14 protein-coding genes are annotated in these 15,625 nt (G+C 41.1%); 13 read left to right on the top strand and 1 reads right to left on the bottom strand.

Features of this window, described 5'->3' with window-relative positions; genetic code table 11:
• Window positions 1–11: 11 nt before the first annotated feature.
• The 5 genes from DXB77_RS07605 (at window position 12) to tyrS (ending at window position 7,721) form a co-directional block, all read left to right on the top strand.
• A complete protein-coding gene (locus tag DXB77_RS07605) occupies window positions 12–314 on the top strand; it encodes a metal-sensing transcriptional repressor (RefSeq protein ID WP_008401532.1) in 303 nt (100 codons plus the stop codon).
• Window positions 315–463: 149 nt separating this feature from the next.
• Complete coding sequence (locus DXB77_RS07600) at window positions 464–3,088, top strand: heavy metal translocating P-type ATPase (protein ID WP_182439448.1); 2,625 nt, start codon at window positions 464–466, stop codon at window positions 3,086–3,088.
• Window positions 3,089–3,170: 82 nt separating this feature from the next.
• On the top strand, window positions 3,171–4,700 hold the full coding sequence (gene cls / locus DXB77_RS07595; RefSeq protein WP_117823532.1) for a cardiolipin synthase: 1,530 nt from the start codon (window positions 3,171–3,173) through the stop codon (window positions 4,698–4,700).
• Between the two features lie 21 nt (window positions 4,701–4,721).
• Window positions 4,722–6,308: an O-antigen ligase family protein gene (locus DXB77_RS07590; RefSeq protein ID WP_118662951.1), complete on the top strand. Its 1,587-nt coding sequence runs from the start codon at window positions 4,722–4,724 to the stop codon at window positions 6,306–6,308.
• A 192-nt stretch (window positions 6,309–6,500) separates the two neighbouring features.
• Window positions 6,501–7,721, top strand: a complete 1,221-nt coding sequence (gene tyrS / locus DXB77_RS07585) for a tyrosine--tRNA ligase (protein WP_117808396.1) — start codon at window positions 6,501–6,503, stop codon at window positions 7,719–7,721.
• 222 nt (window positions 7,722–7,943) lie between these two features.
• On the opposite strand, the gene DXB77_RS07580 is transcribed toward tyrS, so the two are convergent.
• Window positions 7,944–8,267 (bottom strand): helix-turn-helix transcriptional regulator, encoded by a 324-nt coding sequence (locus DXB77_RS07580; RefSeq protein WP_117808395.1) that lies wholly within the window; start codon window positions 8,265–8,267, stop codon window positions 7,944–7,946.
• 163 nt (window positions 8,268–8,430) lie between these two features.
• On the opposite strand from DXB77_RS07580, the gene DXB77_RS07575 reads away from it, so the two are divergent.
• From DXB77_RS07575 to yidD, 8 genes are all read left to right on the top strand, one after another.
• Window positions 8,431–9,111: a LytTR family DNA-binding domain-containing protein gene (locus tag DXB77_RS07575; protein WP_117785045.1), complete on the top strand. Its 681-nt coding sequence runs from the start codon at window positions 8,431–8,433 to the stop codon at window positions 9,109–9,111.
• Window positions 9,112–9,185: 74 nt separating this feature from the next.
• Window positions 9,186–11,399, top strand: a complete 2,214-nt coding sequence (locus DXB77_RS07570) for a PTS transporter subunit IIABC (RefSeq protein ID WP_118662950.1) — start codon at window positions 9,186–9,188, stop codon at window positions 11,397–11,399.
• A gap of 90 nt (window positions 11,400–11,489) precedes the next feature.
• Window positions 11,490–12,029 (top strand): nicotinamide-nucleotide amidohydrolase family protein, encoded by a 540-nt coding sequence (locus tag DXB77_RS07565; RefSeq protein WP_118662949.1) that lies wholly within the window; start codon window positions 11,490–11,492, stop codon window positions 12,027–12,029.
• Window positions 12,030–12,082: 53 nt separating this feature from the next.
• On the top strand, window positions 12,083–12,856 hold the full coding sequence (locus DXB77_RS07560) for a hypothetical protein (RefSeq protein ID WP_147353805.1): 774 nt from the start codon (window positions 12,083–12,085) through the stop codon (window positions 12,854–12,856).
• Window positions 12,857–12,880: 24 nt separating this feature from the next.
• Window positions 12,881–14,104 (top strand): YARHG domain-containing protein, encoded by a 1,224-nt coding sequence (locus tag DXB77_RS07555; RefSeq protein ID WP_118662947.1) that lies wholly within the window; start codon window positions 12,881–12,883, stop codon window positions 14,102–14,104.
• Between the two features lie 214 nt (window positions 14,105–14,318).
• The gene (locus DXB77_RS07550; RefSeq protein ID WP_147353804.1) at window positions 14,319–14,753 is read left to right on the top strand and encodes a hypothetical protein; all 435 of its coding nucleotides are present in this window, start codon (window positions 14,319–14,321) and stop codon (window positions 14,751–14,753) included.
• A 53-nt stretch (window positions 14,754–14,806) separates the two neighbouring features.
• Window positions 14,807–14,995, top strand: a complete 189-nt coding sequence (locus DXB77_RS07545) for a hypothetical protein (protein WP_147353803.1) — start codon at window positions 14,807–14,809, stop codon at window positions 14,993–14,995.
• Window positions 14,996–15,405: 410 nt separating this feature from the next.
• Entirely contained in the window at window positions 15,406–15,621 is a 216-nt protein-coding gene (gene yidD, locus DXB77_RS07540; RefSeq protein ID WP_243100167.1) for a membrane protein insertion efficiency factor YidD, read from the top strand.
• Window positions 15,622–15,625: the final 4 nt, after the last annotated feature.

The raw sequence follows: 15,625 nt of genomic DNA, 5'->3' as shown, positions 1-15,625 counted from the left end.
AGCGGACAAGAATGGAAGAACCATGTTGCCATTGTCATAAAACAAAACAGAGAACAGAAGGTGAATATAAGAAGCTGATGAACCGGCTGAACCGGATCGAGGGACAGATCCGGGGAATCAAGGGAATGCTGGAAAAGGATGCATATTGTACGGACATATTAGTACAGGTTGCCGCTGTCAATTCTGCATTGAACAGCTTTAATAAGGAACTTCTTGCAGAGCATATCCGAACCTGTGTGATCGAGGATATCAAAGCAGGAAAAGAAGATACGGTGGATGATCTGGTTGATACGATAAAAAAACTGATGAAATAAGCAAAGAAGGATTTTCTATCCGAAACACAGTATGAATATATTCGTATGATTGCTTCGGATATGAAACATAATAAAAATGTGTTTAAGATATAATGAAGGCATAGAATGTGCGAAGCACATGATAAAAGCTTGATAAGAAGGTGAGTGACTTGGATAAATATAACGTAACAGGAATGAGCTGCAGTGCCTGCAGCGCAAGCGTAGAAAAGGCAGTGAAGAAAGTAAAAGGAATTGACAGTTGTACCGTCAGCCTGCTTACAAATTCGATGACAGTAGAAGGACATGCTGACCCTAAGGCAGTTATTGAAGCAGTAGAAAAAGCAGGATATGGAGCCAGTCTGATGACAGGAGAAGACCGGAAGGATGTCGGGAAGAAGCAGGCAGCGGATGCAGATGAATTGGATAATCATGCAGCCCTGCACAAGATGAAGGTCCGGCTGATCGCATCTATCGTTCTGTTAATTCCGCTGATGTACATTTCCATGGGACATATGATGTGGGGATGGCCACTGCCGGCGATTATCAGTGATAACCATGTCGCTATGGGACTGATCCAGATGTTATTTGCAATTGCGATCATGGTTGTAAACCAGAAGTTTTTTATTAATGGATTTAAGGGTGTGATCCATGGAGCACCGGGTATGGATACATTAGTAGCACTTGGCTCAGGCGCATCCTTTATTTACAGCACATATGTATTATTTGCAATGACAGATGCCGTGATGCGGCAGAATAATGACCGTGTTATGACCTTGATGCATGATTTTTATTTTGAATCGGCAGCGATGATCCTTGCACTTATAACGGTTGGTAAGACACTCGAGGAATATTCCAAAGGTCGTACGACAGATGCCTTAAAGGGATTAATGAAGCTTGCACCCAAAACAGCCCTTGTTCTTCGTGATGGAGAAGAACAGGAAGTTGCTGCTGAGGATGTGGTAGTTGGAGAGGTATTTATCGTCCGTCCGGGATCCAGTGTTCCGGTAGATGGTGTGGTGATAGAAGGAAACAGTGCGGTTGATGAGTCTGCTTTATCCGGTGAGAGTCTTCCGGTCGATAAAGCAGAAGGAGATAAGGTATCTGCCGCAACGATCAATAAATCCGGTTATCTGAAATGTCGGGCAACCAGAGTCGGTACAGATACGACTTTATCCCAGATCATAGAGATGGTCAGTGATGCAGCAGCAACAAAAGCACCGATCGCAAAGATTGCAGATAAGGTATCCGGTATCTTTGTTCCGGCTGTCCTGATCTGTTCCTTGATCACTATTATTGTATGGATCATTGCAGGAGAGAGCACAGGCTTTGTACTTGCCAGAGGTATATCGGTGCTTGTGATCAGTTGTCCATGTGCACTTGGACTTGCAACACCGGTTGCCGTTATGGTAGGTAACGGTGTCGGAGCCAAGCAAGGCATCCTATTTAAGAATGCGGCAGCACTTGAGATGACAGGAAAAACAGATGTGGTTGTACTGGATAAGACAGGAACGATCACAAATGGAACGCCGGAAGTGGTAGATGTAGTTCCGGGAAATGGATACAGTGAGACAGACCTGCTTACCTTTGCAGCAAGTCTGGAACAATACAGTGAGCACCCGATAGGCAAAGCCATTATGGAATATGTCGGACAGAAAGGGATCAAGCCACAGAAGATTGAAGATTTTCAGGTGCTTCCGGGAAATGGACTCCGCTGTAGATTAAGCAGTGAGGCGGTTTCACAGAATGAAAGAGGATTTTGTGCAGGACAGAACCATTCTCAGATATCAGATCATATTTTGCTTGGTGGAAATGGAAAATTTATCAGCCAGTATGTAACCTTATCCGAGGCGGATAAGACACTGGCAGAAGAATTAGCTTCACAGGGCAAGACCCCGATCTATCTGGCAATCGATGAGAATAAACTGATCGGTATCCTTGCAGTTGCAGATACGATCAAAGAGGATGGAATCCTTGCGATCAAAGAATTAAAAGAGATGAATTATTCAGTTGTTATGTTAACCGGAGATAATGCAAAGACAGCAGAAGCAATCGGTAAACAGGCAGGTGTTGACCGCGTGATCGCTGATGTACTGCCGGATGGAAAAGAAGCGGTAGTAAGAGAACTGATGAAGGAGCACCGTGTGATCATGGTTGGTGACGGCATTAATGATGCCCCTGCATTAACCCGTGCGGATATTGGTATGGCGATCGGAGCCGGAACCGATGTTGCAATCGATGCGGCAGATGTGGTACTGATGCGGGAAGGTCTTCGAACCGTTCCTGCAGCAATCCGGTTAAGTATGGCAACGATACGAAATATCAAAGAGAACCTGTTCTGGGCATTTATTTATAACATTATCGGAATACCGCTTGCCGCAGGTGTCTGGTATCCGATGTTTGGCTGGAAATTAAACCCGATGTTTGGAGCATTTGCCATGAGCCTTTCCAGTTTTTGTGTAGTAATGAATGCATTACGGTTGAATTTCGTGAAGATATATGTTAATAATAGTAAATACAGAATACACCAAAAAATGGTATCAAAAAATGTTGAGGGAAATAATAAGATAGAAAAGGAGACTGGTACGATGAATAAGACGGTGTATATAGAAGGAATGATGTGCGGACACTGCGAGGCAAGAGTGAAGAAAGCATTTGAGGCACTTCCACAGGTAACAGAAGCGGAGGTCAGCCATGAGAAGAAGCAGGCGGTGCTTACTTTAAGTGGCGAGTTATCCGATAAAGAGATTAAGAATACAGTGAAGGAAGCCGGATATAAGGTAACTTCGATCAAGTAAAATAGAAATACGGGATAAAAGATAAAATGGCAGGGCACGGTTTATGGTGTCCTGTCATAAATTAATAAGAAGGAAATTGTCTATGAAGAAACTATTGAACAGGTTATTTAGTCGAATGGTAATTACATGTCTGCTGGTAGCGGCACAGTTGATCTTCTTTATGGTAGAAGTATTAAAGCTGCAGCAATACTATGTATTGGTGGCGGCTATTCTGCATTTGTTAAGTTTTATAGCTGTGATGCATCTGTTATTAAAGGATGTGAATCCGTCAATTAAACTGGCATGGATCGTTCCGATCCTGATGTTTCCGGTCCTCGGTGGTCTGCTTTATCTGCTCTATGGACATATCATTATGCCGAAGAAGTTAGAGAAATACATGAAGCATGCGGCAGAATGGGACTACGAGACGGATCTGTATGCAAATATGGCATATTTCAGTGATGTGATAAAGGGGCAGCCGCCATACCGGTTGTTCAAATATACAGAAGATTATGCAGGTTCGCTTGTATATCAGAATACGGATGTCCGGTATTATCCGATGGGGGAAGATGTCTGGCCGGATTTTGTCGATGACCTGAAATCGGCAAAAAAGTATATTTTCCTTGAATATTTCATCATCAATCCGGGCGAAATGTGGAATACGGTGCTTGAGATCTTAAAAGAGAAAGTAAAAGAGGGCGTGGAAGTCCGCCTGATCTATGATGATATTGGCTCAGTCTTTTATGTGCCAAAGTATTACTGGCGTGAGATGGAGAGCTATGGGATTAAATGTATGGCATTTAATCAGGTGGTTCCATTTCTGGCAACGATCTTTAATAACAGGGATCATCGGAAGATCGCGGTTATGGATGGTACGGTCGCTTATACCGGCGGTTTTAATCTGTCCGATGAATACATTAATAAGAAATCACCTTATGGCAGATGGAAGGATAACGGTATCCGTATGGATGGAGATGCTGCATGGCGGTTCACGATCCTGTTCCTTCAGTTATGGAACAGCATCCGGAATGAAGATAAGCATATCTTAAGCTATCGTCCGGCAGAGCAGAAGAAGCATTTGAATGATGGATATCTTCAGCCATATACGACCAATCCGCTCAAGAAGGAGCCGCTTGGTGAGAACATATATATGCAGATGATCAATGATGCAAAGGAGTATGTATACATCTTTACTCCATATCTGATCGTATGCAATGAGATGATGACAGCATTAAAGCTTGCGGCAAAGAGAGGCATCGATATCCGAATCGTAACACCGGCGATCCCGGATAAGAAGATGATCTTTCGTATGACACAGTCGAGTTACAAAGAGCTGCTTCGTGCCGGCGTGAAGATCTATCAGTACACACCGGGATTTATCCATTCCAAATGTATCCTGACGGATGATAATCTGACATCAATCGGTTCTATCAATATGGATAACCGAAGTTTTTATCATCATTTTGAATGCGGTGTATTGGTATATGATTCCAGTATCATTGCAGAAGTGAAGTATGATATGCTTTCAACGATGAAGGAATCAGAGGAGATCACGCTGGACTGGTGTAAGGAGCATATGTCCAGAATTACACTGGTGGATGCCTTCCTCAGACTCCTGTCACCATTGCTATAGGAATAAAGGTAAAGAGAGAAAATGACAAAAACAAATAAGAAACAAAAAGCCGGAGATCAAAAGCCGGCTTTTTCAAAAATGAACGATTTTAAAAAAGAAGCGGCATTTCATATTTTTAAAGAAAGCATTACAACGGCATTCCTACTGTACATGTTTGTTGTTTTTCCATTGGTTCTTCATGATGGATATATGGATATTACGATCACAAAATACAATTTCTTTAAAAATGGAGTATTGATCTATGGGATATTGATGTGTCTGACATTTATACTCGGATTTACGGATCATATGGAAGAGCATACGGATGCTGCAAAAAAAACGGGAAGAGGCAGAAATTTTCTGGCGTCGGATATCTGGATGGGAGCCTTTGTGCTGTCAGGCACACTTGCATGGATCATGGCAGATGATAAAATGGCAGCCTACACCGGATCTATGGGAAGACGCTGCGGACTGGAATTTCTGGTGCTTGTGCTTGTGCTTTATATTGGCATTGGAAGCGGATATAAATGGCAGCAGATCCTGGCACCGGTGTTTTCTGTTATCAGTGGACTTGCATTTTTGATGGGAAGCTTACAACACCTGGATATTGATGTGTTTCATCTGTTGTCACATATCAGAGAGGATCAGCAGGCGATGTTCCTGTCCACCTTTGGAAATATTAATATATTTGCTGGCTTTGTCTGTACCAGTGTTGCATTCTTTTCCGGTATGTATCTGATCGAAGAAAAGCGGGCATTCCGGATCTGCTATATGGCAGCCCTTTTGTTGGGCGGAGCCGCCTTGATCGCGGCAAATAGTGATAGTGCCTATATGGGACTTGCTGCAGCATGGGTGATATTACTCTTTTTCTCATTAAAACGAAGCCTGTTTGCAGAATTTGTAACTGTTTGCACCACCTTTCTTTCCGGTTATACAATCATGGCGTGGATCACGACAGGAACCGGAAGGGGATATGAGAAGTTGTCCGGTCTGGCGAAGCTGGTGGATGTAAGAGAAATATTGACTGTCTGTTGTGTGATCGGTATCTTGTGTGCGATATGGTTATCAAAGAAGAAATATAATACAGGAAGATCCGCATTATCCCGCTTGTTCATAGCAGGAATATTGCTCATAGCAGGAATCACCGTGACAGTTATCGGCTGTACCAACCACTGGGAGATCTTCGTATTTGATGATTTCTGGGGAGATTACAGAGGCTTTATCTGGTCAAGATTATGCCGGATCTATCAGGATCTGCCATTTGTTGATCAGGTATTTGGAAATGGAAATGAAAGCATCTATGCGCTGATGTCTGCCCGGTATTATGATGAGATGCTGACAGTAACCGGAACGGTTTATGACAGTGCGCATAATGAATATCTGCAGTATCTGGTCACGATGGGAGCTTTTGGCCTGATCACTTATGTAGGGCTGATCATTACTTCGATCCGTAACTGTGTGAAAACCTGGAAGAATGAACCGGTGATGCTTGCGATTCTGATGCTTATCGTTTCTTATATCACACAGGCGTTCGTCAATGTAGAGCAGCCGATCACGACACCGTTCCTGTTTTTATTTGTGGCGATAGCAGCAGGAATCCGCAGAAACAGTTTGAAAAAAGCAAACTGAAACACGGTCTTGTCAAAGTGTTGTATTTCGTTGTATAATCACGGAGTATGTGTATTATAGATGGATAATGACCGGAAAGTGATCGGAGACATATATTTTGCCGCAGCTATCCGGGCACAGAATAAATACGTAGATAATAATTATGATATAAGAGGTCAGCATCCGAGCGGATGCTGTTACAGGAGGAAAAAAATGAAGGTTTATGACGAGTTAGTGGCAAGAGGATTAATTGCCCAGACAACAGATGAAGAAGAGATCAAAGAGCTGGTAAATAATGGAAAAGCTGTTTTTTATATAGGATTTGACCCAACTGCAGACAGTCTTCATGTCGGTCATTTCATGGCACTTTGTCTGATGAAGCGTTTACAGATGGCAGGTAATAAGCCGATCGCCCTGATTGGTGGCGGTACAGCTATGATCGGTGATCCGTCCGGACGTACCGATATGAGACAGATGATGACAACAGAAACGATCGCTCATAATGTAGAATGCTTCAAGAAGCAGATGAGCCGTTTTATCGATTTCTCAGAAGGCAAGGCATTGCTTGTAAATAATGCAGACTGGTTACTGGATCTGAACTATATAGATGTTCTTCGTGAGGTTGGTCCTCATTTCTCAGTCAACAATATGCTTCGTGCAGAGTGCTACAAGCAGAGAATGGAGAAGGGCTTAAGCTTCTTAGAGTTCAACTACATGATCATGCAGAGCTACGATTTCTATGAGTTATTCCAGAAATACGGCTGTAATATGCAGTTCGGTGGTGATGACCAGTGGAGCAACATGCTTGGTGGTACAGAACTGATCCGTAGAAAGCTTGGCAAGGATGCATATGCCATGACGATCACCCTGCTTCTGAACTCAGAGGGCAAGAAGATGGGTAAGACGCAGAAGGGTGCTGTATGGCTGGATCCAAACAAGACATCACCATTTGAGTTCTACCAGTACTGGAGAAATGTTGCAGATGCCGATGTATTAAAATGTATCCGTATGCTGACCTTCCTTCCACTGGAAGAGATCGACAAGATGGACAGCTGGGAAGGAAGCCAGTTAAATACAGCAAAAGAGATCCTTGCATTTGAACTTACAAAGCTGGTTCATGGCGAAGAAGAAGCAGTAAAGGCACAGGAGAGTGCAAGAGCATTATTCTCCAAGGGTGTTGCTGCTGATATGCCATCTGTTACATTATCAGACGATGATTTCAAGGATGGTGCGATTGATATCGTATCCGTACTTGTAAAGTCCGGTCTGGTATCCTCCAGAAATGAAGGAAGACGTGCGGTAGAGCAGGGCGGAGTTGCAGTTGATGGTGATAAGATACCTGATATCTCAGTTACAATTCCGGAAGAGAAGTTTGATGGAGACGGAATCGTTGTAAGACGTGGTAAGAAGAATTTCCGTAAGATAAGTAAATAACAGATTCGAAAGAATAATAAAATAAACATAATAAAAACTCCGGTTATCTGGAATTAGGATTCTAATTTTGATGATCGGAGTTTTGTTATTGTTATTATGATGTAAATTATGCAGAAAAAAAGCAGAAATGTCAGTTGTACATGTCATTTATGCATGATAAAACGTAGAATTGACAATCTACGTTTTTTTTAGTCTGTTTTATGGTATTCTAATTTCCGGATATTAGCGGTGTTTTGTGTAAGCCTCCATCAGACTGAGCATAACATGCTGGTCTTCAAGGGATAAGGATGAATAAAGAGCATTCAGTTTCGATTGATTATAGCTTTCAGAATGTTGATTGTATTCAAGAATATCAGAAAAAGTACAATCCAGATATTCGGTGATATTTGCAAGTGTATCCAGACTCACTTTGCAGATACCACGTTCAAGTTGACTGATAAAACCTACAGACAGATTAAGGTCTTCCGCCATCTGTTCCTGGGTGACATCTTTCATTTTTCTGCGTATTTTTATGCGTGATCCTATAATTTTATAATTCAGTGTCATGATGGTATTCCTTTTCTTTTTAAGTATTTTCTAATAAATATCAAAAAAGAAACAGATAGTGACACTTCTATTATATGTAAAAACTAACAATAATACTGCATATATCTAAGAAATATACTAAAATTTACAAGTGGCATTCAAATGAGAGGGAAGTGTTATACAAATGAAAATTGGTATATGTGATTCATCTATGCATGAAGTGGAAGCTGTGAAGGATTTTATAGAATCCCGTATGGATCTGGATAATGTAGAGTTTGAATTGTATCTGCCGGAAGAAGCGTCTATAGATGTAGAAGAAAGTACCTTTTCCTGTGATATATTTATCACGGAGATCGTATTTGACAATCTGCAATATAACGGGATCTGTCTGGCCAGAGCCATCAATCGTTCTGTTCCAAATTGCAAGATTATATTTTATGCAGACCATATTCCGGATGGCTGGGATATCTATGACGTGGAGCACTGCAATTGTGTTATGAAGCGAAACCGGGATATCAAGCTGGTGCATGCCGTTGATATGGCAATCAAGCGTCTGAATATGAGCAGAAGTAATTTTATCCGGGTCTGCTATGGTAAAACGATCAATATTTTTTCAGCTTCGGAGATCATCTGTATTCACAGAGATGATCGTCTCACCAGATACTGTACAACAAGAGGTGATTATGTGCAGTATATTACATTGACAAATGCTTTGAAAAATCTTCCAAAGGTATTTGTCCGTGTAAACAGTAATTGTATTATCAACCGTCAGCACGTCAAGCATTATTCAAGATCAACCGTAACTCTGGATAATGGAGAAGTCGTAAAGATCGGAAGACCATACAAAGAAGAAGTTTTTTCATAAAAATAGAATGATTCTCTCTGTTTTGCAGATACTAGTTCGTATGAATGTATCTGTGAAACAGGGAGATTTTTTATATGAAAGATAAAATATTTGGAATATTACAACGGGTTGGACGGTCGTTTATGCTTCCAATCGCAATCCTGCCGGTAGCTGGACTGCTGCTTGGAATCGGAAGCTCCTTTACCAATGAAACCATGCTTGAAACATATGGGCTGATGCGGATCCTTGGACCGGGAACGATATTTGCTGCTGTATTTGAAGTAATGAGCGAGGCAGGAAATGTGGTATTTGCCAATCTGCCGATCCTGTTTGCCATGGGCGTGGCGATCGGTATGGCAAAAAAGGAGAAAGAGGTCGCTGCACTGTCAGCAGCTATTGCATTCTTTATCATGCATGCATCGATCAGTGCCTTGATCACGATAAATGGTGGTACGGAAGCAATGCTTGCAGGGGCAGTTACTTCTGTTTGCGGTATCACATCTTTGCAAATGGGTGTATTTGGCGGTATTCTGGTAGGCCTTGGTGTGGCTGCCCTGCATAACCGCTTTTATAAGATTGAACTGCCACAGGTGTTGTCCTTCTTTGGTGGTTCCAGATTCGTTCCGATCATATCAGCACTGGTATATACCGGAGTTGGTATTCTGATGTTCTTTATCTGGCCGGCGATCCAGAAGGGCATCTATACAGTAGGTGATCTGGTCTTAAATTCCGGCTATGCAGGAACCTGGGTATATGGATTTATGGAACGTCTGCTGATACCATTTGGCCTGCATCATGTGTTCTATCTACCATTCTGGCAGACTGCGGTCGGAGGAACGCTGGAGGTTGGCGGGCGTGTTGTAGAAGGAGCGCAGAATATCTTCTTTGCACAGCTTGCGGATCCATCTGTTACAAAGTATGCGGTATCGGCCACCAGATTTATGTCCGGTAAATTCCCGCTTATGATATTCGGCCTGCCGGGAGCGGCTCTTGCCATGTATAAAACAGCAGCACCGGAGAAACGGAAGGCAGCAGGCGGACTGCTTCTTTCCGCAGCCCTTACAGCCATGATCACAGGTATTACAGAGCCACTGGAATTCACATTTTTATTTGTTGCACCGGCTCTGTATGGAATCCATTGTATTCTGGCAGGCTTTGCTTATATGCTGATGCATATGTTTGAAGTCGGTGTGGGAATGACCTTCTCCGGCGGTCTGATCGATCTTACCCTGTTCGGCATCATGCAAGGAAATGCAAAGACGAACTGGATCTGGATCATCATTGTCGGTATCGGTTATTTTATCGTATATTATGTATTGTTCTATTATCTGATCCGGCGGTTTGATCTGAAAACACCGGGTAGAGATAACAATGACGAAGTAAAATTATATCGTCGAAGTGATGTAGATGCCAGAAAGCATGGAGAAAATGCCGGAGAGCAGGGATCAGACAATGACCGGAATACGGATATTTTCCGGAATCATAGCCCACAGATGGAGACTTCCAGGCTGATCTGTGAAGGGCTTGGCGGCAAGGCAAATATATCGGATATTGACTGCTGCGCAACCAGACTGCGTTGTACGGTATATGATGCAGCTCTTGTAAAAGAAGATATTCTCCGGGCAAGCGGAGCATCCGGTGTGGTGAAAAAAGGAAATGGCGTACAGGTTATCTATGGTCCGAAGGTGTCCGTGATCAAATCCAATCTGGAAGATTATCTGGAGGGGGATGATGAGAAAGCGGTTATTGCAGACGTGGGAGGACAAAGAGAGGATGTCGTTGCAGGCCAAGAGAAGAACAGAAGAAATGCAAGAAATAGACAGAAAAAGCATATGGATGATAATACAGTCTCTATATTGAGTCCGGTTACAGGCGAGGTATGTGAACTGGAGAAGGTGCCGGATGAGGCATTTTCCAGTGGAATGATGGGTGATGGAATCGCTGTATTGCCAACGGATCCTGAAATAACCGCACCGGTTGCCGGAACAGTTGCCTTTGTCTTTGATACGAAGCATGCCATAGGGCTGGTAACGGAGCAGGGAATCGGTGTGATGATCCATATCGGAATCGATACGGTAAAGCTAAATGGCAAAGGCTTTGACGTATTGGTTGAGACCGGACAGACAGTGGCTGCCGGACAGCCGGTCATGCGGCTTGATCTTCCTTATCTGAAGAAGCATGCGCCATCCTTAATATCCCCTGTCATCATAACAGAGCTTCCGGATGGCTATAAGCTGCACCCGGTAAAGACCGGAAAGGTGAAGAACGGCGAGAAGATTCTGGTTGTGGAGAAGAACGAGAATAAATAGAAATGACAGAGGGATTTCCACTTGTGGAAATCCTTCTGTGAATATATTATAATAATAAATAGATTAAAGGCAACAAAGGCGGAAGGAAAAATGGCAGGGAAAAAACTGGATGAACAAATGGAAAAGGTAATACGGAATAATTACAGACGATTGACAGGCTGTCTGATCGACCGGAAAATGACGATCACAACCATGGAAAGTATCACCTGCGGGCAGATTGCTTCATTGATCACAGATACTGAAGGGGCATCTGCAATATTAAAAGGAGCATTTGTAACCTACTCCAACGAAGCAAAGATTATGCAGGGCGTACCGGAAGCTGTGATAGAAACTTATGGTGTATATTCCAAAGAAACAGCGCGAGCAATGGCGAAAGCCTGTAAATGGGCATATCGTGCAGACATCGGAATTGGTATTACCGGTACAACGGGAAATATTGATCCAAACAATCAGGATAGTGTGCCGGGAGAAGTATATTATGCAGTGGCTGTTTCTGATACGATCATCGATGGATATTTCCAGATGGGAGAACAGGATTCCAGACTGTATTATAAGCTTTATGCTGCGGAGAAGGTGGCAGAAACGCTTGGGGATGTACTTGGGGTTGAAATGGAAGCGGTTTTTGCCTGAGGGTGTGACGAATATATTGTTGGAGAAATATACAAGATATGGGGGATGAAGATATGAAAAAGAAATTAATGGGGTTGTTTGTATGTTTAATAGGATTTGGAATGGGCTTTCTGTCCTTACTGTATTCCAATGAGGCTGTGCAGTCCCTGGAAAAATGTACGCGAAAAGTAGTTAATCCAAGCATAAAAGATAAAAAGGACTGGATATTTTCCTCAATTGGGACTATAGGAATTGTGCTATTGATCGTTGCTGTAATAACAGCAATTGTGCTGGCGGTTATTCGTTTTTTTGCTAACTCAAAATGTATGCAGTCGGCAATCACAATAGGACAGCTTGTAACAGATGTTATTTTATCGTTGTATATTACGGAGGTAATTATATATTACCGCAATCAGTTGCAGCAGGAACGCTTTTATACAACGATGGGAGATTCTGTACATATTGGAGTGTATATATTAGAATATGTGGTATTCTATATCTGTATATCCATCTTGTTCAACCGATCTGTTGAAAAAATAATACGAAAGCCTAAAAAGGACTGCAGACTATCCATATGGCAGGTAAAGAATGAACAGGAATTTATGGAAATAAAGGAACTGGTACATAGGGAACATTTTAACGATTGTTATGGATATATGAAATATCGTGAGGAACCGTTGGCTTCGATGCAGTTTTATGTGATCAGTGAAATGAACTGGTCAGGAAATCAGGAAGTAGCACAGTGGAAGTATTATTCAAATGGTGATTTTATAGACCTGGATGATACAGAACTCAGAACCAAACTGCTGGTAGCAAAAAATGCTGAAAATATAAACTGGCAGTTATAAGATAAAGAAACGAGGGTAAAAAGGATGAGAAAAAAAGCAGGATTTATAGTATTAAGTATAGCACTGGCAGGCAGCCTCATGGGGTGCAGTTTTTCCTTAAACAAAGATGCTGATGGCAGCAGCAAAAAGACCGGAACAACCGTGACAGAGGAAACCGGAAAAACGGATGAAACAACCGGTACGGATACAGGTGCTGACACGGAAACATCAGAGGAGGTTTCTTCTGCAGCAGGATCAGATGGCAAGGCATCCGCACTTCCGGAAAAAAAAGAAGTGGGATTTGGAACCGGTGAAATGCCGGAAGCGTATTCAGATAATATGGTTGTTGATTCGAAAATGTCCGGAAAAGTGCAGACGAAAGATGGAGAGGTTGTATACCACTTACCATACATAGATTATGATAGTACCGCCTGTGAAAATGTAAATACACAGATAGAGAAGCTCGGAAATGATTATATGGCGAAAGCGGGAACCGAATATACATATTGTATCGCTATCGGATATGAGTGGTCTGTTTATCAGGATCTGTTGTCGGTAGTTGTGCGGGTGGATTTTGATGCAAATGAATATACAGATTTTTATGTATATACGATCGATCTTCGTAAAGATGTACTTCTTTCAAAGGATGATGTGCTGGCTTATCTGGATATTGATGAAAATTCATATGAAAAAAACGTTCAGGATGCAATGGACAGTTGTTTTACCAATACATATAAAGATATGGAAGGAACGGATTCTTTTCTGAAAGAAACTTATAACTGGACGATTGCTTTATCCAATGTGCGGGATGCGGTACCTTATGTAGATGAGGATGGTGAGTTGTGCATAGTTGGTAAGATATATTCTGTTGCAGGACCATCCTATTATCCACGACAGTTAAGTGTGGATAATCTGGAGGATGAATGTGAATATAGCGGTAGAGCGTATGAGCCGTTTTATTATAATCCAACATCAGAAGATGATTCTTCCGATGACTACATTCTTCCATATAGTGACAGCGAATATCTGACAGAGGATGATCTGGCTGGATTAACACCGGATGAGATCCGTCTGGCATGTAACGAACTGTATGCCCGTCATGGAAGAAAGTTCAAAGACGCCGATTATCAGGCATATTTCAATTCCAAAAGCTGGTATCATGGAACGGTCGAGCCGGATGATTTTGACGACACAGCAGTATTTAATAAATACGAACTGGCAAACCGGGATTTTATAATAGCATATGAGAAGGAGAAAGGGTATAAGTAGGATAACGAACGAAAAGGTATCTCATTAAAGAGGGATGATATATAGTTATTGAATTAAGTAACAAAATAATATAAAATGTGAGGCAGCTCGATATGAACTCTGTCAATTGGATGGAGGGATGTCGGGCTGTTTTGTTTTTTGTCGAAAATGCAATATAAAATGTCAGTTTTGCATGGAACGGTTTCTGTGCTTTTTTTATGATAAAATCATTAATATGATAAATGAGAGAAAAGATCATATAAGAATACAGAAAAAGATATATCTTAATATACTTCAGACATTGGGACGGATAACACCTGAAGCAGGAGGAATTTTAGGATATAGAGAAAAAATAATTTGTGATTACTATTTTGATGAAACCGCGAAAAACAATATTAATGAGTATCATCCTAATGTTGATGTTTTAAATGTAATATTAAGTGATTGGGCAGAAAAGAATATTGAGTTCGCAGGACTTATACATAGTCATACATATAAAAATAAATGTTTGTCTTATTCAGATATTTATTATGCAAGGAGAATAATGGACGGCAATGGATTAAGAAAAATATTATTTCCATTAGTACTTGTTCATGAAATACCGGAAATATTTTTTTTTGAAGTAGATATTGATGGAAAGATAGAAAAGAAAAATTACGAAATAGTATAGTTAAACTTTGTGAGACATCACAAATAATATACATTAAGAAGGAGGAAAATGATATGGAGAGAAGTAAAAAAAGTGTGGTGATTCCAATAGGAGTATGTTGTGCATACTGCTGTGGTGATTGCGGATGGGCAGATCCATCAGAACAGGATAGTAATGGGAAAATATGGTGCTCAAGGAACCATGCATACTATTATAAATACGAAAGTTCTTCAGGATGCAGTGGATACTTTACTAGAAAGTAAAGGTGGGTCGCAAAAAAAATTATTTAATACATTAACAGAGAAGAATGGGAAAAAACGATTATAAAAAAACAGACAATATCCAGATAGAAAAAAGTCCATATATAAGTATAAAAGAAAAAATGGAAAGTTCTTACATGAATGATACATATGATCAATCAATTTCCAATAACGTTAATGACAGCGTTACATTAGCGAAAGAAATTATTTTGGAGCAGATGAGGCAGGCAGAAAAAGAGTTACATCATAAATTAGTCAGGCCTAATGTAAAACTATTTCCCGGAATTCTTTATTTAGGAATATTTGTACTACTTTCAATAATGGGAGTTACACTATCTGATCATCTAGCGATTATTATGAATTTAGGGAAAAAAGTTATAGTTATCGCAATATTATTGTTTGACTGTTTGATTATTTTTCTATTTTTTAAAAAATTTTTAATCTGGATAATTGAAATATATCAGAAATATGCACCAAGTAATGTTCGGCTGTCATGTCGATTTGAACCTACATGTTCACAATATATGAAATTGGCAGTATATAAATATGGAGTTGTATTAGGAATGATAAAAGGTTTAAAAAGATTATCCAAGTGCCATCCGCCCAACGGTGGAGTGGATTATCCGTAAGTAA

The sequence above is a fragment of the Clostridium sp. OM05-9 genome (genome assembly GCF_003481465.1).
Taxonomy (GTDB): domain Bacteria; phylum Bacillota; class Clostridia; order Lachnospirales; family Lachnospiraceae; genus Coprococcus; species Coprococcus ammoniilyticus.
This window is presented reverse-complemented; position numbering and strand designations above follow the sequence as displayed.

What these genes read in the sequence shown, in the direction of transcription:
- DXB77_RS07605 (WP_008401532.1), top strand. Translation starts at nt 12, where the DNA reads ATGGAAGAACCATGTTGCCATTGTCATAAAACAAAACAGAGAACAGAA.
- cls (WP_117823532.1), top strand. Translation starts at nt 3,171, where the DNA reads ATGAAGAAACTATTGAACAGGTTATTTAGTCGAATGGTAATTACATGT.
- DXB77_RS07590 (WP_118662951.1), top strand. Translation starts at nt 4,722, where the DNA reads ATGACAAAAACAAATAAGAAACAAAAAGCCGGAGATCAAAAGCCGGCT.
- tyrS (WP_117808396.1), top strand. Translation starts at nt 6,501, where the DNA reads ATGAAGGTTTATGACGAGTTAGTGGCAAGAGGATTAATTGCCCAGACA.
- DXB77_RS07580 (WP_117808395.1), bottom strand. Translation starts at nt 8,267, where the DNA reads ATGACACTGAATTATAAAATTATAGGATCACGCATAAAAATACGCAGA.
- DXB77_RS07575 (WP_117785045.1), top strand. Translation starts at nt 8,431, where the DNA reads ATGAAAATTGGTATATGTGATTCATCTATGCATGAAGTGGAAGCTGTG.
- DXB77_RS07570 (WP_118662950.1), top strand. Translation starts at nt 9,186, where the DNA reads ATGAAAGATAAAATATTTGGAATATTACAACGGGTTGGACGGTCGTTT.
- DXB77_RS07565 (WP_118662949.1), top strand. Translation starts at nt 11,490, where the DNA reads ATGGCAGGGAAAAAACTGGATGAACAAATGGAAAAGGTAATACGGAAT.
- DXB77_RS07560 (WP_147353805.1), top strand. Translation starts at nt 12,083, where the DNA reads ATGAAAAAGAAATTAATGGGGTTGTTTGTATGTTTAATAGGATTTGGA.
- DXB77_RS07555 (WP_118662947.1), top strand. Translation starts at nt 12,881, where the DNA reads ATGAGAAAAAAAGCAGGATTTATAGTATTAAGTATAGCACTGGCAGGC.
- DXB77_RS07550 (WP_147353804.1), top strand. Translation starts at nt 14,319, where the DNA reads ATGATAAATGAGAGAAAAGATCATATAAGAATACAGAAAAAGATATAT.
- DXB77_RS07545 (WP_147353803.1), top strand. Translation starts at nt 14,807, where the DNA reads ATGGAGAGAAGTAAAAAAAGTGTGGTGATTCCAATAGGAGTATGTTGT.